We start from the raw sequence: 20,085 nt of genomic DNA, 5'->3' as shown, positions 1-20,085 counted from the left end.
GGCGAACGGTCGAAGAGGGGAAATATGAAGATAACGAGACGATCGTCGTCACGAAAGCCCTGGTATTTGACCCGACATCTGTCGGCGCACATTGGTCGTGTTAGCGCAAAGACAGCAAGCAAAACAGAGGATTATCCCATCTCTTGGAGCATTCTTTATGTCGCAAAACGGGAATGGCACAGCGGGGGGAATGCGGTGGTTTCGAGCAGATTTGCACATTCATACTCCTGCCTCAGAAGACTATGCAGAACCAGACATCACATTTCTCGACATTCTGCAGGAGGCCGAGCGACGAGGTCTCGACATCATCGCATTTACCGATCACAACACGGTTCATGGCTACGAATTGATGCGTCAGGAGATTGAGTTTCTCCAGACGCTCGAACGCCAGCAGCGCATCACGCAAGAAGAGCAGAGTCGTCTCAACGAGTATCGGCGTTTACTGGCGCGGATCAGCGTTCTGCCCGGTTTTGAATTCACATCACACTACGGCGCGCACATCCTGGGTATTTTTGCGCCGGATCGCCCCATCAGCCTGATTGAAGCGACGCTGCTGCAACTTGGCGTTCCGCCCGATCTCCTCAAAAAGGGGGCATGTTCGATTGCCGATACGCGCCATGTAACGGACGCCTACGAGATTATTCATCGTGCTGGCGGTATTGTTATCGCGCCACACGCCAACGGACCGAACGGCGTCATCACCGAGACATTGCGGATGGGGACCAGTGGCCAGGCGCGCGTCGCCGCCACCCAGCATCCAGCGTTACACGCGCTCGAGTTCATCAATTTCTACACCGACCACGAGAAGTTTACGTCGCCAACGTTCTACAACGGGAAGACTGAGCATTACGAGCGGCGCATGTTCTGCATCCAGGGATCCGATGCTCACCGGCTGCGGCGCGTGAATGCCGGCGAAGGGAATGGCTGGCATCGCCACGGCATCGGTGACCGTTATGTCGAGTTTCTTTTGCCTTCGCCAACGTTTGCCGCGTTGAAAGAACTGTTTGCGTCGCACGATTTCGACCGGGTGCGCGTTCCTAAGCGCGACCAGAAGCAGTGGGAGATCGATACGCTCCGGTTCGGCGCACACAACGATCGCCAGGCGTTGCGCCCCGAATCCGCCATCGATACGCTCTGGCAGGATGTGGCAGCGTTGGCGAATGTCGGCGGCGGGACGTTGATCATCAGCGGCACAGGCGCTGAACTGACCGGCGTCGAACATCCCGAGCAACTGAGCGAGACGTTGCGTCGCAGCGTTCAGGAACGACTGACGCCGCACCCATACCTGACCTTCGAGCTGATCGGGTACGAAGGACGCGATCTGCTGCGCGTCGAAGTGCGCGCGACCGAATCGCCGCCATATGTCGGGAGCAATGGCGTCATCTACACGCGGCAAGGAGGGGAAACGGTCATCGCCGACCGCACTGAAATCATTCAACTCTGCCGGCGCGCGCTGGCGGAAGGCGCTGCCACGCCGCTCGACAACGGTCAGGACCTCGACCTTCCGCGCAGCGGCGTCGAGATTGTCGAAGCCCAAAAGCGTGCCGGCGTCTGGCTGTATGAAGTGCGCGACCTGCGCACGACATCCGGGGTCACGCGCGATCATGCGCAGGGGTTGTGGGCATACGCGATCAGTCGCTATGAGGATGTGCGCGAAGGGCGGATCGATCTGCAAAGTCAGGTGAAGTGGAAGGGGCGCCTCGGATTGTGGCGCGCCTATCGGCAGGGCAATCGCACGAAGTACGATCTGGTGCATCGTGACGCCAACGGTGTGATCGACCATATCTTCTTCGGCGTCTCCGATTGGGGCTTGAGTCCGTCCTGGCAGGCGCTCATCGGTGATCGCGCGAGCGACACCCTCGAACACGAGCCGCGATCATTCGGCGACGATGCGCCGGGCGATCCGGATGTGTTTGAGGAGCCGGTCAATGGCGCAGCGCCCTGGGGCGACCGACGACCGCGCTGGCGCGGACGCGGCGGCGTCTGGCGTATTGGGCGCGATGCGCAGGGGAAGGTGTACTTCGACCTGATAATGCGCAGCAAGGAGGGGAATGAGGTTAAGGAGTACCCCGGCGTGCCGCGCGAGAAATTGACCGAGGCATGGATGAACCTGATCCGCGTACCGCGTCCACGCACCGGTATCGAAGTCGTCGAGATCATCGTTGATGAGTTCGGTGAGCGCCGTTTTGTCTTCCGCAACCTGCGCACCGGTGAGTTGAGCAATGCGCCCTGGCGATTGCAGGATATCGAGGAAGGAACGGTCCGTCAGTACGCAGCGCGTATGGCGCTTCAAGATATGCCGCTCGATGAGAGCAGGGTGCGCTGGTGGGGCAATCTGGGGTATATGCGCCCGATGCGCAAACAGGTCGATCTGGTCTATCGTGACGAAAATGGCATCGACCATATCTATTATGCAGCGCGCCGTGATGAACTGTCGGGCGAGTGGCGTGAACTGCTCGATGAGTATGGGGAGTTGTAGGCAGTGATGATGCGTCTCTTCCTGGCAATCGTTCTTCTGGCTGCGCTGATGGCGCCCGGCGCCTCCCACAGCGCAGCCGCGCAATCGCCTGTCCTGCCGGCAACGGTCTATCCGTCCTCTGGTCCGGCAGGAACGCGCTTCGATTTTCTGGCGGATGGGTTTCAGAGCGGCGAACGGATCGATATTTGGGTCAATGCGCCTGATGGTCGCGCCCTGCCTGCCCGCCCCGACAGCGAACTGCAACGGCGAGTCGCCCGCGATGGTCGCGCTGCCTGGAGCTGGACATCCCCCAACGACATCCAGCCGGGGATGTGGTCGCTGGTGGCGCGTGGTCAACGCAGCGGCGCGGTGCGCGTTGGTCTCTTCACCATTCTGCCGCCGGCGGCGCCCGCTGCACCGGATGCCAATGCGTTCCCTGCCACAGGACGACCCGGCACGCGGTTTGTTTTCTTTGCTGCCGGGTTTGCTGCCGATGATCCTATCGGATTTTTCCTGAGCGCGCCTGATGGTGAGGAAACGCCGGTTGCCGTCGAGCAGCCGCGGATCTTCAACGGGCGAGTCGATTGGGCATGGACCGCGCCGGACAATGCTGCGCCTGGCGTCTGGCGCTTCCGCGTGAGGGGCGGGAACAGTCGATTTGAGCAAATGCTTGCGGTGACCATCGAACGACCGACGGCGACCGTCGGCGTAACGCCGGGGCGTGGTCGGGCAGGGACGCGCTTTCAGTTCTTTGCGGAAGGGTTGCAGGGGCGCGAAGGAGTCGTCTTCTGGTTCAATCGTCCCGATGGTCGTGCTGAGAAGGCGATGGTCGAGCGCGTTGCGATCAACGACGGGCGCGCGGAATGGTCGTGGATCGCTCCCGACGACGCGCAGCCCGGTCAATGGTCGATGGTCGCACGCGGTGTCAGCAGTGGCATCGAGCGCGTGGTGTTGTTCGAGATACGCTGAGATGAGCGACATTGAACTGGCGCAATGGCTGTACGAAGGCGCCCTGGCGTTGAGCGAAGGGCGGCGTGAGGAAGCGCGTCGCCTGCTCATGCAGGTCATCGAGCGCGATGAACAGAATGAGCAAGCATGGCTCTGGCTGAGCGGCGCCGTCGAAGATCCGGCGGATCAGCAGATCGCCCTGGAGAATGTGCTGGCAATCAACCCAAACAACGCAGCGGCCCTGGCAGGATTGGAATGGCTGCGCGGCGAGCATGGTCAGCATACCGCTGCCACAACTCCGCAGGACCGCTCGGGTCCATGGGTTCCGCCGCCACCGTATGATGAGAATGAGGTCGTCGAAATCATGTGCTGGCAGTGCCAGGCGACGCTCTATAGCGTCGCGCCGTTCTGCTGGCAGTGCAACGTGCCGGTGCATTCATGCAACAATTGCGCCTTCCGCGACGACCCGCGCTGCAAACCACTTCAGGGGTTGACCAACCCGCTGGCATGGGCAGCTGTCAACGAGTGCCCGTGGTGGCGGCCTGCGCCATTGCGTTGAGCGTCGCTGCGTCTTCCCAACCGACCCAAAAATTGTTGCGCTGGACGTAACCGGCAACGCGCACCCGGATGCCTGGCAGGTCAATGTGGTCCGCCTCGTTGACCAGCACAACATTCGGGCGCGTTTTGAAATGCCGCATATACGCTGCGACCGCCTCGTCGATCTTGCGTTCGACCGGCTTCTTGTTGTTATCGTCGAACCACATCATGTACATGGGAGCGCCTCCATTACCTGCGTGGATGCATGTCCGAATGCAGTGTATCAGAACATACGTTCGTCGTCAAGCGCCAGAAGAACTGAGAACCGAGAACTGAGAACTGATACCAAGTGGCGTTCAGTCAGACAAGATGTCCGAGCGCCCGGTTCGCACGGCGTAACGATCCACACCGCGCGTTGGCGGTCGTGGACGCATGACGGCGCATAGCATCAGCAGCCCCAACGGGGCTTCCATTTGCCTCAGCGAGGGCTTTCGCCCGCAGCGGACCTGTGGAAGTTGGCACGGCGCGAGGACGCTGCAAGGAGGCTTTCTCAAGCGAAGGCGGAACAGTCACTACGGCAACAGTGGCAGTCGACAGACCCGTAACCGCCGCTCCTGAACGATGACTACGGCGTCCTGATTCAGGTCTGACCGGCACTGGGTCATCACCGTCTGCAACAGGCTGACAAGCGCTGCTGCCCGCAACCCTTCGATCCGAATGCGAATGAATGATGGAGCGGCGGCGCATAAGAGAGCAAGAAGTTCGCGGAAGTCGGCATCAAAGGTAACGACGACGCGCCGCTCATCGCGGGCAAGCCGCAAGATAGTCGCATCCTCGGCTGTAGCATCTCCAATGTCGCCAACATGAACAGCATCAATGCCGGAAGCGCGGAGTAGTTCCACTGATATGCGCGGCAGACCCTGATCAAGCAGCAGTTTCATACGGTACCGGCAACTCGACAACCCGATCATCGAGGCATGCAGCAGCATAGAGCAAGGACTGTCGAATATCCTCGTCTTCAAGTTCAGGATATTCCCGGCGCAGATCTTCACGGTCGGGATAGAGTGCCAGTAATTCAATAACACGGCGGACCGTCAATCGCACATTGCGGATCGATAGTTGACCATTCATGCGTGCGGGGTTAATGGTGATACGGTCCAATTTCATGACGCCTTGCCTCCTGCTTTTCGGGATCACATTGTCTATAACCAGGTACGATGAGGCCCAGAGGAGAATGCTCGAGTTGTATTGTACTTCTGCTGTTGCCTGAAACAACAGGACCTACGCAGTGGCGCATTTTTGGCGCCGCTCTGCCGAAGGCAAAAAGAGCCGTCACGCGGCTTGTTCGTGAGACGGCCGCGCAACTCCTGTCAATCAAACGATCTTTCCCCAACCCCTTGCGCTTGACAAATCGGCGCTCTTCTCATATCATACGCCTAATAGTGTCAATATCACAATAATAATCCTGGGGATATGCCATGAGCATCTTCGACAACCGTCGCCTGACGAACGAAACATTCAAACTCGATGCAGAACGCATGCGCACCGGATGGTATTCCGATAAGTACTTCGAGAACATCGTCGGCATGCTCAGCGCGCTGGCAAAGCGCGGCTACCGGTTTGGCGGCGTGTCGCCGCGTCTATCGAAGGCAAGCATTCCGCTCAACGATATCGATATCGGCAATATCGAAGTCGAGATGCAATGGTTTACCCGTCGGCGCCCATTTTCCGTTGTTGCCGGCGTCGATAAGGCACTGGCGATGTTGCAACTCTGCACCGGTTACTTTGACGAGCAGGGTCATTTTGTCAACACCTACGATCAACTGGAGGTCGATGCCGTTCACGATGGAGTGATCGTGCGCTACGACGGCGACCCGATGAACGTTCAGCCGGTGTTGCGCGTGCGCGGTCGGTACCGGGACTTCGCGCTATTGGAGACACCGACGCTTGGGACGCTCACGCGCGCCACACGGATCGCAACGAATGTCTACAACGTTCTGGTGGCAGCGCGCGGGAAGCCGGTACTCTTCTTTCCGGCACGTTTCGATGCGCACGAAGTACAGGCCGCCGATGGCTACGCCTACAATATTGCCGTTCAGCGATTCAATCTCGACTATGGCAAAACCCTGGGCGCATTCATCTCAACCGACGCGCAGGGTGACTGGTGGGGCGGGTTCGGCGGCGGGACGATTGCACACGCTGCGATTGCCGCATTCCTCGGCGATACGGTTGAATGTATGCTGGCATTTGCCGAGACCCGTCCAACCGATATTCCGCGCATCGCTCTGATCGACTTTGAGAACGATTGCGTCGGCACGGCGCTGGCAGTGATGGACGCAATGTTCCAGCGCTACCGTGAATTGATGGACAGCGGGCAGACAACCGAAGCGCGGCGCTACAAATTGTTCGGCGTGCGCCCCGACACGAGCGACAAACTGCGCGACATCAGCGTACCGCCGCTCGGCAACCGCAAACTCGACATGGGAGTCAACCCGCGGCTGGTCTTCCACCTGCGCCAGGCAATCGACGACGCCTGGAAACGCTGGTCGTTGCCGCCGGAGTGGGTGGAACCGGCGCAGCAGTGGTGCCGCGATGTCAAAATTGTCGCAACCGGCGGGTTTGGTCCGAAAAAAATCCGGCGCTTCGAGGAACTTGGAGTGCCGGTGGACATTTACGGTGTTGGCTCATCGCTCTTCTCCAACAGTGACGAAGAAGGCACCAACAACGATTTCACTGCTGATGTGGTGCGGGTCAAAGTTGGCGGAACCTGGCACGACATGGCGAAGGTCGGGCGGCGCGCCTGCGACAACCCGGACTTGCAGCGCGTTCAGACGCCTCAACGTTGAACATTCACCTCTCCATACCCGTCGGTCGTCGATTCGCGCAAGGCGCCGACCGGTTGTACGCCAGCCATGAGCAGCCCCAACTCTTCGCGTGTGGCGCTTGCGGCGGGCAGAGTCGCCACAATCCGTCCGTGATACATCACGGCGATCCGGTCGGAGAGCGCCATAATCTCGTCGAGTTCCGCCGAGACGAGCAACACGGCGGCGCCCCGGTCGCGTTCGGCGACGATCTGCTGGTGAATGAACTCAATCGAACCGACATCGATGCCACGGGTCGGTTGGGCAGCGACGAGCAGGCGCCCTTCGCGTGAGAGTTCGCGCGCAATGATCACCTTCTGCTTGTTGCCGCCGGAAAGCGCCGACACCAGCGTGAGGGCGCTGGGAGTGCGCACGTCGTACCGTTCAATCAGGCGGACCGCATGGTCGAGGATCGCGCGATCATCCCGGATCACACCATGCGCGAACGGCGGCGTATAGTAGGTGTTGAGCACCAGGTTATCGGCGACGCTGTAGGTCAGCACCAGGCCGTCTTCCTGGCGATCTTCGGGAACGTGGGCGCAACCGGTTTCGCTAATACGACGCGGCGAAGCATTCGTCACATCGCGCCCGTTGATCCGCACCTTTCCTGAATGCACCGGGCGCAAACCGGTGATCGCCTCGACAAGCTCGGTTTGGCCATTTCCCTGAACGCCGGCAATGCCCAGGATTTCGCCAGCGTGGACTTCGAGCGATACGCCATTGACCACCTGTTGACCGCGATCATCGAGGACGGTAACATCTTCGAGCACCAGCATCGGCGCGCCAGGATGCGCTTCGCCTTTTTCGACTTCCAGCATGACGCTGCGACCGACCATCATCTCCGCCAGGCTGCGTTCGGTCGCTTCGCGCGGCGTCGTCTCGCCAACCACACGCCCGCGCCGGAGCACGATAATCCGATCGGCAATCGCCAGCACCTCCTTCAGTTTGTGCGAAATAAAAATGACCGACGCGCCCCGCGCGGTCAATGAGCGAATAATGGCGAACAGTTCTTCGGTTTCCTGCGGCGTCAGTACGGCTGTTGGCTCATCGAGAATCAGAATATCGGCATTGCGATAGAGCGCCTTGATAATCTCGACCCGTTGCTGCTGACCAACCGACAGGTCTTTCACATAGGCATCGGGATCAACGTCGAGATGGTACTGCCGCGATAACTCACGGATGCGCTGACGGGCGATATTGAGATCGAGGAAAGGACCCTTAACCGTTTCGGCGCCAAGAATGATATTTTCGGCAACCGTGAAGACCGGCACCAGCATAAAGTGCTGATGAACCATGCCGATCCCGCGCCTGATCGAGTCGCTTGGTCCGCCGATCCGCACCGGCTCGCCGCGGATCAACACCTCGCCTGAGTCCTGATGATACAAACCGTAGAGAATGTTCATCAGCGTCGTCTTGCCGGCGCCATTCTCGCCAAGGAGCGCCAGCACCTCGCCACGCCGCAGCGTCAGGCTGACCTGCTCATTCGCCACGACGCCGGGGAAGCGTTTGGTGATATTGCGCGCTTCGAGAACGATCTCAGGCTCGGCAGTCATCGTCATTCCTTCTCGTACACCTTCCCAATTGCGGCAGGCGGGCGGGCGCGCCCGACGAAGCCGGCCAGCACGGCGATGGTCAACACATACGGCAACATCCCGATAAACTGCGGCGGCAGATCGCCGATCCACGCCAACCAGGATGGGAGTTGATTCTTGAGGAACTGAATCTGTGATTGCATCGCATTGGCAAAACCGAACAGCAGCGACCCGCCCCACGCGCCAAACGGCGTCCATTTGCCGAAAATCATCACCGCCAGCGACACGAAGCCGCGCCCGTTGGTCATATTCCGCTCGAACGAACCGACCGATTCGAGCGTCAGGAACGCGCCTGCCAGCCCGGCGAGCATGCCACCGACAATAACGTTTATGTAGCGCACCCGATTGACCGCAACACCGACGGTATCGGCAGCGGCGGGATGTTCGCCGACGGCGCGCGTGCGCAGCCCCCAGGCGGTGCGAAACAGGAGCACATGAATGACGACGATCAGGATCAGCGAAGCGTAGGTGATCGGCGGGTTGCTGAAAAACACCGGACCGATAATCGGAATATCCGCCAGCACCGGAATGCTCACCGGCGAAAACTTGCCGCGTGTCGTCAGACCCTGCTGGTAGAAATAGCCGGTCAGACCCACGGCAAGAATATTGATGACCGTTCCGGCAATAATCTGATCGACCTTGAGCGTTATCGACATCAACGCATGAAATGCGCCCACCGCCGCACCGACAAGCAGCGCCCCCACTGTCGCCAGGAACAGGTCGCCCGTCCACACATTGAACAGAAAGCCGAGGAACGCGGAGAGCAGCATCATCCCCTCGATGCCGATGTTAATGACACCTGAGCGTTCGCACATAATGCCCGCCAGCGCCCCAAGGATAATTGGCGTCGACTGGCGGATCGTCGAGGTCAGCACTGCGGTCGTCGCCTGTGGCGCGCGCGCATAGGCGATCAAAACCAGGAGGAGCAGCCCACCCCACACCCCAACCGTCACCCAAGGGATCCGCGCCGCCGAGGGTCGCGCAATACTACCCGTGATCTGCATGCCCCTTCCCCCTACGAACCCCAACCACTGCTCAGGGTCACCCGTTCACCCTCTTCGGCGCGAAGGCGCAGCACCCAGCGAATAAGGCTCTCGGCAGCGACAAAGAAGAGGATGATCGCCTGAATGACATCGACAATTTCGGAGGCCACGCCCGAATTGAATTGCATACGACTGGCGCCCGCCTGCATGACGCCGATCAGGAGCGACGCCGGAACGACTGCGATTGGATGAGTGCGCGCCAGCAGCGCAATGGTGATCGCTTGAAAGCCAAGACCGGCATTGAATCCCGGCTGAAACCGCCCGACGACGCCAAGCGTCTCGATCGCCCCGCCAAGCCCCGCCAGGAAGCCGCTAGCGACCATTGCCAGCACGGTCATGCGACGCACCGAGATACCAGCATACTTTGCCGCACTCGCATTCTGCCCGACGGTGCGCAACTCGAACCCGATTGTTGTGCGCCAGATCAACCACCAGACGGCAATCGCCATCAGCACCGCCAGGATCATCCCGAGTGGTACGCCGGCGATGTCGGGCAGGCGTGCTTCGGGCGCCACGGCAGGCGTGCGCGCCACAATATTCCCCGGCGAGCGATCCTTCCAGGGTCCGTCCGCTAACCAGTCGGTGAGGTTGAAAGCGACGAAATTGAGCATGATCGTCGTGATGACTTCATGCGCCCCGGTGAACGCCTTAAGCGTACCGGCAATCGCTGCCCACAGCGCGCCCATGATCGCCCCAACCAGCAGCGCCAGCGGAATATGCGCCATGGCGGGCAGTCCTTGCAGGCTGAAGCCAATAAACGCTGCAAACACGGCGCCGAGCAACAACTGACCCTGCGCGCCGATATTGAACAACCCGCACTTGAACGCCAGCGATACTGCCAGACCGCCAAAGATCAGCGGCGTTGCCTTTTCGAATGTGCGCCCGATTGCCCGCGCGCTCCCCAACCCTCCCTCGAACAGAGCACGATACGCCACCAGCGGGTTCGCCCCGGAGACCGAGATGATCACCGCGCCAATCGCCAGCGCCACCACGACTGAAATAACCGGCACAATCATGGCGCGCAGCAGACCGCGCAGTGGCGCCAGACGATCCGCCTGCGGAGAAGATTGCGATTCAGCGCGTTCCATAGAACGTATGCTCCTGATGGGGCAACCCTGGAGCCTGGCGGCTAAAGGATTGTGGACAAGCCCGTACCTGTACCGTGTGGTTTGGTTCTCAGCATGCCTGAGATCCCCCTCTCCGGCGCCACCGGAGAGGGGGCAGAGGATAAGGACAAAAAGGCATCAGGACGGAATGCTCATCTCCGAGAAGCGTCGCCCTCGCAGAACACAGCCCTCCATGTTCGACATCTACGGAGTATATCCCGTCGAAATTGAACCATCGCGCAGGCCTTTGTCGATCTCGGCGATCTTCGCTTTCACCTCAGCCGGGATCTGGGCATCGAAGTCGTGGAACGGCGCCAGCCCGACTTCACCGACATAATTGCCAGAAGGGAACGCGCCTTCCTGCGCCTTCTTGATCAGGTCGAACACACCCGGCGTAATCAGTTTCATTGCGCTCGAGATCAGGCACGGGCGAGCCTCCGGCACCGTCTCCCACTGATCGGTATCGACACCGATGCAGTACACCCCCTGGTTGGCTGCCGTCTCGATCAGCGCGCCGTTGCCAGTCTTGCCGCCAGCGCCGAAGATCACATCGGCGCCCTGGTCAATCGCCAGTTTTGCCTGGTCGGCGCCCCACTTCGGGTCGGTGAACGCCGTATCGAGACCACCCGGATGGTAGGTCGAGATCACCTGGATATCGGGCTTGACATACTTCGCGCCATTCTCGTACCCTTCCTTGAAGGCGACAACCGGCGGAACCAGGTTGGTGCCGAGCACAGCGGCGATCTTGTTGCTCTTCGACATTTCCGCTGCAAGCACGCCCGCCAGGAAACCCGCCTTGTCCTCAGCGAAGATCAGGCCCGCAACATTCGGAATTTCCGTTGCCTGGAACTGATCGACGCCAATGAACTTCACATTCGGATTCTCCGCCGCAGCCTTCGCCGTCGCTTCGCCGAGCGCAAAGCCAACGGTAACGATCACATCGTACCCCTTCTCGGTGAACAACGCGATGTTCGCATCATAATCCTTGGCGTCTTTTGTCTCGACATAGTTGACGATCGCGCCCAATTCGGCTTCGGCGCGCTTGACCCCTTCCCAGGCGGACTGGTTGAAGCTCTTGTCGTCGATCTCGCCCACGTCGGTCACGAGACCGACACACAGAACTTCGGGTTTGGGGCAATCTGCTTCAGTGGGTCTGGCCGGCGCGGCAGTTGCGCCGGTGGGGGCGGTCGTTGGGGTGACTGTCTGCTGCCCGCCACATGCGGCAATCAACACCGAGACGAGCAGCAGGATGATGAGAGAAACCGGCCGTTTCATTCTCGCCTCCTGTACTATGCGCCTCACAGGGCGCGGGTAAGGAATCTGCACACGGCTTCAACAACACCGTTGTGGTGGCCACAGCACAATAATCGGCGTTTTGAAGCCATTTCCCGGAATCGGGCGGATTATAGCATAGTCGTGGTTGGATGCCAAATGGCAGGGGTAGGCGCATAGGGTGCAGGCATTAAGTGTCAGAAACCGCCGTTTCGCTGCGGGCTGAAGCCCTCGCTGAGGACGGAAAAGCCCCTGCGGGGCTGGTGAGAATGATGAGTCCACTGCACACCGGCTCAACCGCCAAGGACCCGAAGCGCACGAAGGGGAATAATGAAGCGCATGTCCTTCGCGTCCCTTGGTGACCTTCGTGGTTGCGTGTTGCCGTGAAGTTAGGGTGCAGGCATTAAGTGTCAGAAACCGCCGTTTCGCTGCGGGCTGAAGCCCTCGCTGAGGACAGAAAAGCCCCTGCGGGGCTGGTGAGAATGATGAGTCCACTGCACACCGGCTCAACCGCCAAGGACCCGAAGTGCACGAAGGGGAATAATGAAGCGCATTGCCTTCGTGTCCCTCGGTGACCTTCGTGGTTGCGTGTTGTCGTGAAGTTAGGGTGCAGGCATTAAGTGTCAGAAACCGCCGTTTCGCTGCGGGCTGAAGCCCTCGCTGAGGACAGAAAAGCCCCTGCGGGGCTGGTGAGAATGATGAGTCCACTGCACACTGGCTCAACCGCCAAGGACCCGAAGCGCACGAAGGGGAATAATGAAGCGCATTGCCTTCGTGTCCCTTGGTGACCTTCGTGGTTGCGTGTTGTCGTGAAGTTAGGGTGCAGGCATTAAGTGTCAGAAACCGCCGTTTCGCTGCGGGCTGAAGCCCTCGCTGAGGACAGAAAAGCCCCTGCGGGGCTGGTGAGAATGATGAGTCCACTGCACACCGGCTCAACCGCCAAGGACCCGAAGTGCACGAAGGGGAATAATGAAGCGCATTGCCTTCGCGTCCCTTGGTGACCTTCGTGGTTGCGTGTTGCCGTGAAGTTAGGGTGCAGGCATTAAGTGTCAGAAACCGCCGTTTCGCTGCGGGCTGAAGCCCTCGCTGAGGACAGAAAAGCCCCTGCGGGGCTGGTGAGAATGATGAGTCCACTGCACACCGGCTCAACCGCCAAGGACCCGAAGCGCACGAAGGGGAATAATGAAGCGCATTGCCTTCGTGTCCCTTGGTGACCTTCGTGGTTGCGTGTTGTCGTGAAGTTAGGGTGCAGGCATTAAGTGTCAGAAACCGCCGTTTCGCTGCGGGCTGAAGCCCTCGCTGAGGACAGAAAAGCCCCTGCGGGGCTGGTGAGAATGATGAGTCCACTGCACACTGGCTCAACCGCCAAGGACCCGAAGCGCACGAAGGGGAATAATGAAGCGCATTGCCTTCGTGTCCCTTGGTGACCTTCGTGGTTGCGTGTTGTCGTGAAGTTAGGGTGCAGGCATTAAGTGTCAGAAACCGCCGTTTCGCTGCGGGCTGAAGCCCTCGCTGAGGACAGAAAAGCCCCTGCGGGGCTGGTGAGAATGATGAGTCCACTGCACACCGGCTCAACCGCCAAGGACCCGAAGCGCACGAAGGGGAATAATGAAGCGCATTGCCTTCGTGTCCCTTGGTGACCTTCGTGGTTGCGTGTTGTCGTGAAGTTAGGGTGCAGGCATTAAGTGTCAGAAACCGCCGTTTCGCTGCGGGCTGAAGCCCTCGCTGAGGACAGAAAAGCCCCTGCGGGGCTGGTGAGAATGATGAGTCCACTGCACACCGGCTCGACCGCCAAGGACCCGAAGCGCACGAAGGGGAATAATGAAGCGCATTTCTTTTGCAACCTTCGTGGTTACCGCTTTTTGCAGTGAAGTCAATGATGGTTTTTGAATAATTGTTCCGCCATCCGCCTGACCGCCCGGCGGCTGAAGCCACGGGCTACGGGCGCCAAGCCTGCCTGCGCGGACGGGACTCGGCAAGACCGAAGGATTCGCTCAAGAACCGTAAGCCGCAGGCGACGGTTGCGAAACTTACCTTTGCATGCTACGCTGTCCAATATGCTCTGGTTCAGGTCGGGCAAACCCTGCAGAGATGTCACGTGATCGGGATGCAGGCGAATGCGCAAGAGAGCCACAACTTCACCCCGGGGACCGAGCGACGCCGGGCGTGCAAGCCAGCCCTGAAGGAACTTTCACTCGCGGTAAGCACGATCAAACCGCGTCCTCAGCGAGGGCTTTAGCCCGCAGCGAGATAGTGTTTCCCGGAAAGCACCGTATCACAGCGCGAGGAGAACGCTATGACCACCATTTCCTTTACGGCGAAAACCTGCATCGTCTGCCGCGCGGAACACGAATATACCGAAATCGACAGCACGATGGTTTTCGATTCGCCCGATCTCGACTCGCGCCCGCCTGAGATGATGCGTTCGACGATCTTCGCCTGGGTGCAATGCTGTCCTGCGTGCGGCTATTGCGCCGAAGACGTCAGCAAAGCGCCGAAGCAGGCAAAAGTTATTGTCAAAAGCACACAGTACCAGGCGCAACTCGCGGACCCCGCCATGCCTGAGCTGGCGAACCATTTTTTATGCCAGGCGATGATTCATGAACATGCAGGCGACTATGCCGCAGCAGCATGGGCAATTGTCCATGCCGCCCGGGTATGCGACGATGAGGAGAAATCTGAGTCGGCGAAGACCTGTCGGATCAGAGCGGCCAATACGGTTTTGCGTGCCATTGCAGCCGGGCAGGAGTTCACCGAGCAGCGCGGAGCGGAGACCGTTATCCCGGCGGATCTGCTGCGTCGCGCCGGCGCATTTGCTGAAGCCAGGACAATCATTGCGCGCAGACGTCCTGGTATCACAGACAGTACGATCTTGCGCTTGCTCGCTTTTCAGGACTCGTTAATTGCGCGCGGCGACGTAGCGCGCCATACACTGGACGAAGCGATGGGAGAGGACGAATAGACAAACCATTCTCCCATTCACTGCTTGCCAGATCATATCCGGGAGGCGCTCGACGGTAAGCGCCTGTATCTCCGCCTCGTTACAGCCATAATCTGGTTCAACCCCGCCTGTCGAAGGAGAACTGTTATGAAGCTACTGCTATGTGTTATCGCCCTATACGTCATCTAGTCGCTGATCACCTGTAGCACAGCATTTCCCGAATAGCAATCGTGTGATGAACTCCCATCCGTAGAAGCGATCAAGCATGCTCTGGAGCAACATGCAAGTACACGAGCGCAGGTCGAACAACTGAACCCAAATGCTATCGTGTTCGCTATTGAAGAAAGCCAACATTGCCCTGGCAGGGCGACGCTTGTTATCTACCATGCAACCACATCCGAGGGGAAGCAAATCCGACAGTTGCTCGGCGATACTTTCTTCGAGATACCCTATAAACTTCGCAATGTGTAGAATGCCGGCTTCTTTCGAGCCGCTCTCCCCGTCCTGTACGGGGGCGCTACTCTTTGCGCCATTGCACCGTTGCGTCAGTCTTCTCGAGACTATTCAATCAACGCAATATCAGCGAGCGACGACCGGCGCGCTTCGTTCATGCTGCCGCTGCGGAATCCCTGAAGATCGAGAGTGACATAAACATACCCCAACGCCTTCAGGCGCGCCACAATGGCGTCGCGCTGCTCGATAACCGCAGGCAGGTCTTCGGATGGAACCTCGATGCGCGCAATCGTGTCGTGGTGGCGGACACGCAACTGGGTGAACCCCAGGTGACGCAGGAAACGTTCGGCTTCGTCGAGAACTCGCAATTTATCGGCGGTCACCCGTTCGCCATAGGCGATCCGTGACGAGAGACAGGCATACGACGGCTTGTTCCAGTTTGGCAATCCAAGCCGCCGCGCCAGTTCACGGATTTCTTGTTTTCCCAGCCCGGCTTCGATCAGCGGGCTGCGCACAGCAAACTCCATCGCCGCACGGTGACCTGGGCGATGTGTGCCGATGTCGTCTGCCATCGCGCCATAGAGGATAGCGGCAACGCCAAGTTCGGCAGCCAGTGGTTGGAGTTCGGTGAACAGCGTGCGCTTGCAGTAGTAGCAGCGGTCCGGCTGGTTGCGCGCATAGTGTTCGTCGGACAACTCATTGGTGCATACCACGATATGGCGGCAACCGATCAACGTCGCCAGGGCGCGCGCCTGTTCGAGTTCCTCGCGTGGGTAGGTCTCGGAATCGGCAGTGGCGGCAATGGCGCGCTCACCGAGCGTATCGTGCGCCACCTTCAGCAGCAGCGTACTATCGACGCCGCCGGAGAATGCGATCAGCGCCGAACCGATCTCGCGCAGGATCGCCTGGAGATGTTCATATTTGAACTCAAGTGTTGTCTCCATAGATGATTGTCACCTTCGACAAACTACCTGCTGATGGTCAACTGCTCCAGAGGCGCCTGTCCCACAGTTGCTGCCCCGCTCGCCCAGATGACCGTCACCGCCGCCAGCGGGGTTGCGCCGATCCCTCGTCGTCGCCCCACCCGCCCAAATGACGGTCATCTCCGCCAGGCGACCCATTCGCGATTGACTGCCAGGAGGCTGCCGCTGATCCCTCGTCATCGCCCCGCTCGCCCAGATGACCGTCACCGCCGCCAGCGGGGTTGCGCCGATCCCTCGTCGTCGCCCCACCCGCCCAAATGACGGTCATCTCCGCCAGGCGACCCATTCGCGATTGACTGCCAGGAGGCTGCCGCTGATCCCTCGTCATCGCCCCGCTCGCCCAGATGACCGTCACCGCCGCCAGCGGGGTTGCGCCGATCCCTCGTCGTCGCCCCACCCGCCCAGGTGACGGTCAGCTCCGCCAGACGGTCATCTCAGCCTGCGGGCATCCGCCGCTCGATTGGCGATCCGCCCGGCAATCGCCCCGGCGCCAATACCGTTGTCGATGTTGACAACGGCAAGCCCGGGAGCGCAGGTTTGCAGCATGCTCGTCAACGCGCCGACGCCGCCGCCGCCAAAACCGTACCCGACCGACGTCGGCAATCCGATGACCGGCACATCGACCAGACCCGCCACCACCGACGGCAGCGCGCCGTCCATTCCGGCAGCGACAATGATCACATCGACCGGTGCGTCGAGCATAGCACGCAGTGGCTCGAACAAACGGTGCAGACCCGCGACGCCGACATCACTGGCGCGCCAGATTGCGCATCCCATTTCGATGCACAGCGCGATAGCCTCTTCGGCAACCGGCAGATCGCCGGTTCCGGCGGTCAGCACGCCGACGCGCCCACCACGCTGCGGCGGGGCAATTCCCGGTTTACTGAGCGTCAGGGTGCGTCCTTCGCTATAGACCGTCCACTCAACCGTGTCGGCAAACGCCTCCTGCAACGCCGCTCGCACCTCCGGCGACACGCGACTGATCAGCACGCGCCCAACCTGATCGAGCATGCGCCGGGCAATGGCCATGGTTTGTTCAGCGGTTTTACCCTCGGCGAGCACAACCTCCGGCACGCCGCTCCGCGCAGCGCGCCCCAGATCGAGATTGGCGAACCGTTCAAGATACTCGCGCGCGGAGGTCATAGACACATTATTACTCCACTGTTACCATCACGTCACATAAAGTTTAGCATCTTTTTATGCCGACATCGTACAATCACGCTCAGATTGATATTCAAAGATAGTCTGCCATGAACATTCTCCTGCTGACCCAGATCGTTCCCTACCCGCCCGACAGCGGTCCGAAAGTCAAGACGTACCACCTGCTGCGACATCTGGCAGCGCGCTACAGGGTCACACTCGTCTGCTTCACGCGCAATGCCCAGGAAGAAGCCGATGCCAACATCCTGCGCAACCTGGTTGCCGAAGTTCACACCGTACCGCTTAGGCGATCCACTGTTCGGAATGCGCTGACTCTGGCGGGCAGCCTGGTGCGCGGACGCTCATGGATCATCGAACGGGATGATAGCGCCACTATGCATCGGTTGCTGACACGCCTGGTGCGCGAAGCGGAGATCGCCGGACGACCGTATGACCTGGTGCATGCGGATCAACTCAACATGGCGCAGTTTGCCGAACCGTTGCCGTTGCCGCGCCTGCTCGACGAACACAACGCCGTGTGGACAGTCTTTCGCCGGGTAGCGGCACAGGAACGGGGTCTCAAGCGGCTCCTCTGGGAACGTGAGTGGCGTCAGTTGCGCACCTACGAGGGACGGGTCTGCCGCGAGTTCGAGGCGGTCACAGCCGTCAGTCACGAGGATCGTCAGGCATTAATCGACGCGATGGGGATAGAGCGCCATATTCCGGTCATTCCGATTGCCGTCGATGCCGAACGGGAACAGCCAATTGCGCGTCAGCCGGATGCGCGTGGCATCCTCAGCCTGGCGACGATGATGTGGCCCCCGAATGTCGATGGCGTGCTCTGGTTTGCCCGCAGTATCTACCCGCTGATCAAACAACAGGTTGAAGGAGTGCGCTTCTTTATCGTCGGGCAGCGCCCCGTACCAGAAGTGCGCGCACTGCCAGAACAAGATCCGACGATTGAGGTGACCGGCTACGTGCCAGACCCCACGCCATACATCGCCGCCTCTGCCTGCCTGATCGTTCCCTTGCGCAGCGGCGGCGGCATGCGCGTGAAAATCCTCGAAGCGCTGGCGCGCGGCATTCCGGTCGTTTCGACCACAATTGGCTACGAAGGGATCGACCTGGTTCCCGGCGAACATCTGCTGGTCGGCGACACACCAGAGGCGTTCGCCGATGCAGTCGTTCGCCTGCTGCGCGACCCGGACTTCGGCGCGCAACTGGCGGCATCCGGGCGTCGGCGCCTGCTCGAACGCTACGACTGGCGCGCTGTGTGCCCGGCAATGGATCGGGTGTATGAGCGGATGAAGAACCAAGAACCAAGAACCAAGAACCAAGAACCAAGAACCAAGAACCAAGAACCGGAAACTGAGAACTGCAAGCCTATCCAAAGCGCCGAAGAGGGCTGACGATGAATATTCTGTTTATCTCCGCATATGTTCCATCCGCCATTCGGGTACGGCCATACGGCTTCATTCGCGCACTGGCAAGGCGCGGTCATCACATCACGCTGGTGTGCGGCGCCAATGCCGATGACAGACCGGCGCTCAGCGCGCTGCGTGAGGTATGCGCGCGGATCGTGACGGTTCACATGGGCAAAGCCGAAATGCTCTGGAATGCACTGCGCGCACTACCCGGCGACCTGCCGCTTCAGGCGGCGCTCAGTTTCGGTCAACGCATGCTGGAAGCGGTGCGCACTGAAGATCGCAGCAACCGGTACGACATTGCCCACATTGAGCATATGCGGGCATCAGCACTGGGGTATGCGCTTCTGCGCACACCCGCCGTGCTCGACTCGGTGGACAGCATCAGTCTCCTGTTCGAGCGCGCGCTTCGTGGCAGCCCATCACTCAAGAGCCGCATGCTCGCACTGATCGATCTGGCGCGCACTCGCGCTTATGAGGCGCGATACACCCGCCATTTCGAGCAGGTTATCGTGTCATCGCCGGAGGATGCCTGGGCATTGCGCACTCTCCGCCGACACCTGCGCCCACACCCTCAACCCGAACCGCAGCGCTGGTGCGACAGCGCCACCAACCATAACGTCCATGATGCCATCACGGTCGTGCCCAACGGCGTCGATCTGGACTATTTCGCTCCCCAACCGATTGCGCGCGAGAGCGCAACAATCGTCTTCAGCGGCAAGATGAGTTACCACGCCAATGAAGCCGCCGCGCTCCACCTGGTGCGCGACATTATGCCACTGGTCTGGGAGCGCCGCCCCGAAATACGTGTGGTGATCGCCGGAAGCGCGCCACCGCCATCGGTGCGGGCGCTGGCAACCGACCGACGCGTGACCGTGACCGGCTACCTGGACGATCTGCGTCCGGCGATTGCCGGCGCAACGCTGGCTGTCGCCCCGCTCCGCTACGGCGTTGGCATTCAAAACAAAGTGCTCGAAGCCATGGCAATGGCAACGCCGGTCGTTGCCGCGCGGCATGCAGCGCGCGCGCTGCATGCCGTAGAAGGACGCGACCTGCTGCTGGCAGAACATCCGCGCGAGTACGCCGACGCCATCTTTCGCCTGATGGAAGACCCGCAGCGCGCCGCTGCCATTGGCGCGTCTGGAAGGCGATATGTCGAACAGCACCACACCTGGGACGCCGCAGCCGGGCGATTGGAGACCGTCTACAGCACCGCCATTGAACAGTTCAACGATGTGACAAGGCTCAGCCAGACGGCAGATGAGCGCGTTGCTCACCCGATAGGAAGATAACAAAGTGACGGTTGCTGTCACAACCTCCTGATATG

General features: G+C 60.1%; 16 protein-coding genes. 7 read left to right on the top strand and 9 right to left on the bottom strand.

Going from position 1 to position 20,085, the window contains the following annotated elements; genetic code table 11:
* The first annotated feature begins 211 nt into the window (after window positions 1-211).
* The 3 genes from RCAS_RS08400 to RCAS_RS08390 are packed head-to-tail and all read left to right on the top strand — an operon-like array spanning window position 212 to window position 3,965.
* Window positions 212-2,479, top strand: a complete 2,268-nt coding sequence (locus RCAS_RS08400) for an RNA-binding domain-containing protein (protein ID WP_232280204.1) — start codon at window positions 212-214, stop codon at window positions 2,477-2,479.
* A gap of 6 nt (window positions 2,480-2,485) precedes the next feature.
* Window positions 2,486-3,427 carry a hypothetical protein gene (locus RCAS_RS08395; RefSeq protein ID WP_012120160.1) on the top strand — a complete coding sequence of 314 codons (942 nt, stop codon included), beginning with the start codon at window positions 2,486-2,488 and terminating at the stop codon, window positions 3,425-3,427.
* Between the two features lies 1 nt (window position 3,428).
* Entirely contained in the window at window positions 3,429-3,965 is a 537-nt protein-coding gene (locus RCAS_RS08390; protein WP_012120159.1) for a tetratricopeptide repeat protein, read from the top strand.
* Here the strand turns inward: RCAS_RS08390 and RCAS_RS08385 are convergent.
* From RCAS_RS08385 to RCAS_RS08375, 3 genes are all read right to left on the bottom strand, one after another.
* A complete protein-coding gene (locus tag RCAS_RS08385; protein ID WP_012120158.1) occupies window positions 3,925-4,179 on the bottom strand; it encodes a hypothetical protein in 255 nt (84 codons plus the stop codon). The two genes, RCAS_RS08390 and RCAS_RS08385, sit on opposite strands and share 41 nt — an antisense overlap.
* Before the next feature lie 336 nt (window positions 4,180-4,515).
* Complete coding sequence (locus tag RCAS_RS08380; protein ID WP_012120157.1) at window positions 4,516-4,884, bottom strand: DUF5615 family PIN-like protein; 369 nt, start codon at window positions 4,882-4,884, stop codon at window positions 4,516-4,518.
* The gene (locus tag RCAS_RS08375; RefSeq protein WP_012120156.1) at window positions 4,868-5,110 is read right to left on the bottom strand and encodes a DUF433 domain-containing protein; all 243 of its coding nucleotides are present in this window, start codon (window positions 5,108-5,110) and stop codon (window positions 4,868-4,870) included. The genes RCAS_RS08380 and RCAS_RS08375 overlap by 17 nt, the downstream gene beginning before the upstream one ends.
* A gap of 311 nt (window positions 5,111-5,421) precedes the next feature.
* On the opposite strand from RCAS_RS08375, the gene RCAS_RS08370 reads away from it, so the two are divergent.
* Window positions 5,422-6,789 (top strand): nicotinate phosphoribosyltransferase, encoded by a 1,368-nt coding sequence (locus RCAS_RS08370; protein ID WP_012120155.1) that lies wholly within the window; start codon window positions 5,422-5,424, stop codon window positions 6,787-6,789.
* Here the strand turns inward: RCAS_RS08370 and RCAS_RS08365 are convergent.
* From RCAS_RS08365 to RCAS_RS08350, 4 genes are all read right to left on the bottom strand, one after another.
* Window positions 6,780-8,357 (bottom strand): ABC transporter ATP-binding protein, encoded by a 1,578-nt coding sequence (locus RCAS_RS08365; RefSeq protein WP_157042590.1) that lies wholly within the window; start codon window positions 8,355-8,357, stop codon window positions 6,780-6,782. The two genes, RCAS_RS08370 and RCAS_RS08365, sit on opposite strands and share 10 nt — an antisense overlap.
* 2 nt (window positions 8,358-8,359) lie before the next feature.
* Window positions 8,360-9,400 (bottom strand): ABC transporter permease, encoded by a 1,041-nt coding sequence (locus tag RCAS_RS08360; RefSeq protein WP_012120153.1) that lies wholly within the window; start codon window positions 9,398-9,400, stop codon window positions 8,360-8,362.
* 11 nt (window positions 9,401-9,411) lie between these two features.
* Window positions 9,412-10,527, bottom strand: a complete 1,116-nt coding sequence (locus RCAS_RS08355) for an ABC transporter permease (protein ID WP_012120152.1) — start codon at window positions 10,525-10,527, stop codon at window positions 9,412-9,414.
* Window positions 10,528-10,749: 222 nt separating this feature from the next.
* The gene (locus RCAS_RS08350) at window positions 10,750-11,820 is read right to left on the bottom strand and encodes a BMP family ABC transporter substrate-binding protein (RefSeq protein WP_012120151.1); all 1,071 of its coding nucleotides are present in this window, start codon (window positions 11,818-11,820) and stop codon (window positions 10,750-10,752) included.
* Window positions 11,821-14,113: 2,293 nt separating this feature from the next.
* Here RCAS_RS08350 and RCAS_RS08345 point away from each other — a divergent pair.
* On the top strand, window positions 14,114-14,779 hold the full coding sequence (locus RCAS_RS08345; protein WP_012120150.1) for a hypothetical protein: 666 nt from the start codon (window positions 14,114-14,116) through the stop codon (window positions 14,777-14,779).
* Between the two features lie 539 nt (window positions 14,780-15,318).
* Here the strand turns inward: RCAS_RS08345 and larE are convergent.
* Together larE and larB are read right to left on the bottom strand one after the other, a co-directional pair.
* A complete protein-coding gene (larE, locus tag RCAS_RS08340) occupies window positions 15,319-16,155 on the bottom strand; it encodes an ATP-dependent sacrificial sulfur transferase LarE (RefSeq protein WP_012120149.1) in 837 nt (278 codons plus the stop codon).
* A 468-nt stretch (window positions 16,156-16,623) separates the two neighbouring features.
* Window positions 16,624-17,337 carry a nickel pincer cofactor biosynthesis protein LarB gene (gene larB, locus RCAS_RS08335; protein ID WP_041330442.1) on the bottom strand — a complete coding sequence of 238 codons (714 nt, stop codon included), beginning with the start codon at window positions 17,335-17,337 and terminating at the stop codon, window positions 16,624-16,626.
* Between the two features lie 107 nt (window positions 17,338-17,444).
* On the opposite strand from larB, the gene RCAS_RS08330 reads away from it, so the two are divergent.
* Together RCAS_RS08330 and RCAS_RS08325 are read left to right on the top strand one after the other, a co-directional pair.
* On the top strand, window positions 17,445-18,743 hold the full coding sequence (locus tag RCAS_RS08330) for a glycosyltransferase family 4 protein (protein WP_012120147.1): 1,299 nt from the start codon (window positions 17,445-17,447) through the stop codon (window positions 18,741-18,743).
* 2 nt (window positions 18,744-18,745) lie between these two features.
* Window positions 18,746-20,050: a glycosyltransferase gene (locus tag RCAS_RS08325; RefSeq protein ID WP_012120146.1), complete on the top strand. Its 1,305-nt coding sequence runs from the start codon at window positions 18,746-18,748 to the stop codon at window positions 20,048-20,050.
* Window positions 20,051-20,085 lie beyond the last annotated feature (35 nt).

The sequence above is a fragment of the Roseiflexus castenholzii DSM 13941 genome (assembly GCF_000017805.1).
In the GTDB taxonomy this organism is placed as follows: Bacteria; Chloroflexota; Chloroflexia; order Chloroflexales; family Roseiflexaceae; genus Roseiflexus; species Roseiflexus castenholzii.
The sequence above is the reverse complement of the archived record's forward strand: the minus strand, read 5'-3'. Positions and strand labels throughout refer to the sequence as shown.

Excerpts from the sequence above, each read along its gene's own strand:
- RCAS_RS08395 (WP_012120160.1), top strand. The coding sequence starts at position 2,486 with ATGATGCGTCTCTTCCTGGCAATCGTTCTTCTGGCTGCGCTGATGGCG.
- RCAS_RS08390 (WP_012120159.1), top strand. The coding sequence starts at position 3,429 with ATGAGCGACATTGAACTGGCGCAATGGCTGTACGAAGGCGCCCTGGCG.
- RCAS_RS08385 (WP_012120158.1), bottom strand. The coding sequence starts at position 4,179 with ATGTACATGATGTGGTTCGACGATAACAACAAGAAGCCGGTCGAACGC.
- RCAS_RS08380 (WP_012120157.1), bottom strand. The coding sequence starts at position 4,884 with ATGAAACTGCTGCTTGATCAGGGTCTGCCGCGCATATCAGTGGAACTA.
- RCAS_RS08375 (WP_012120156.1), bottom strand. The coding sequence starts at position 5,110 with ATGAAATTGGACCGTATCACCATTAACCCCGCACGCATGAATGGTCAA.
- RCAS_RS08370 (WP_012120155.1), top strand. The coding sequence starts at position 5,422 with ATGAGCATCTTCGACAACCGTCGCCTGACGAACGAAACATTCAAACTC.
- RCAS_RS08365 (WP_157042590.1), bottom strand. The coding sequence starts at position 8,357 with ATGACTGCCGAGCCTGAGATCGTTCTCGAAGCGCGCAATATCACCAAA.
- RCAS_RS08360 (WP_012120153.1), bottom strand. The coding sequence starts at position 9,400 with ATGCAGATCACGGGTAGTATTGCGCGACCCTCGGCGGCGCGGATCCCT.
- RCAS_RS08355 (WP_012120152.1), bottom strand. The coding sequence starts at position 10,527 with ATGGAACGCGCTGAATCGCAATCTTCTCCGCAGGCGGATCGTCTGGCG.
- RCAS_RS08350 (WP_012120151.1), bottom strand. The coding sequence starts at position 11,820 with ATGAAACGGCCGGTTTCTCTCATCATCCTGCTGCTCGTCTCGGTGTTG.
- RCAS_RS08345 (WP_012120150.1), top strand. The coding sequence starts at position 14,114 with ATGACCACCATTTCCTTTACGGCGAAAACCTGCATCGTCTGCCGCGCG.
- larE (WP_012120149.1), bottom strand. The coding sequence starts at position 16,155 with ATGGAGACAACACTTGAGTTCAAATATGAACATCTCCAGGCGATCCTG.
- larB (WP_041330442.1), bottom strand. The coding sequence starts at position 17,337 with ATGACCTCCGCGCGCGAGTATCTTGAACGGTTCGCCAATCTCGATCTG.
- RCAS_RS08330 (WP_012120147.1), top strand. The coding sequence starts at position 17,445 with ATGAACATTCTCCTGCTGACCCAGATCGTTCCCTACCCGCCCGACAGC.
- RCAS_RS08325 (WP_012120146.1), top strand. The coding sequence starts at position 18,746 with ATGAATATTCTGTTTATCTCCGCATATGTTCCATCCGCCATTCGGGTA.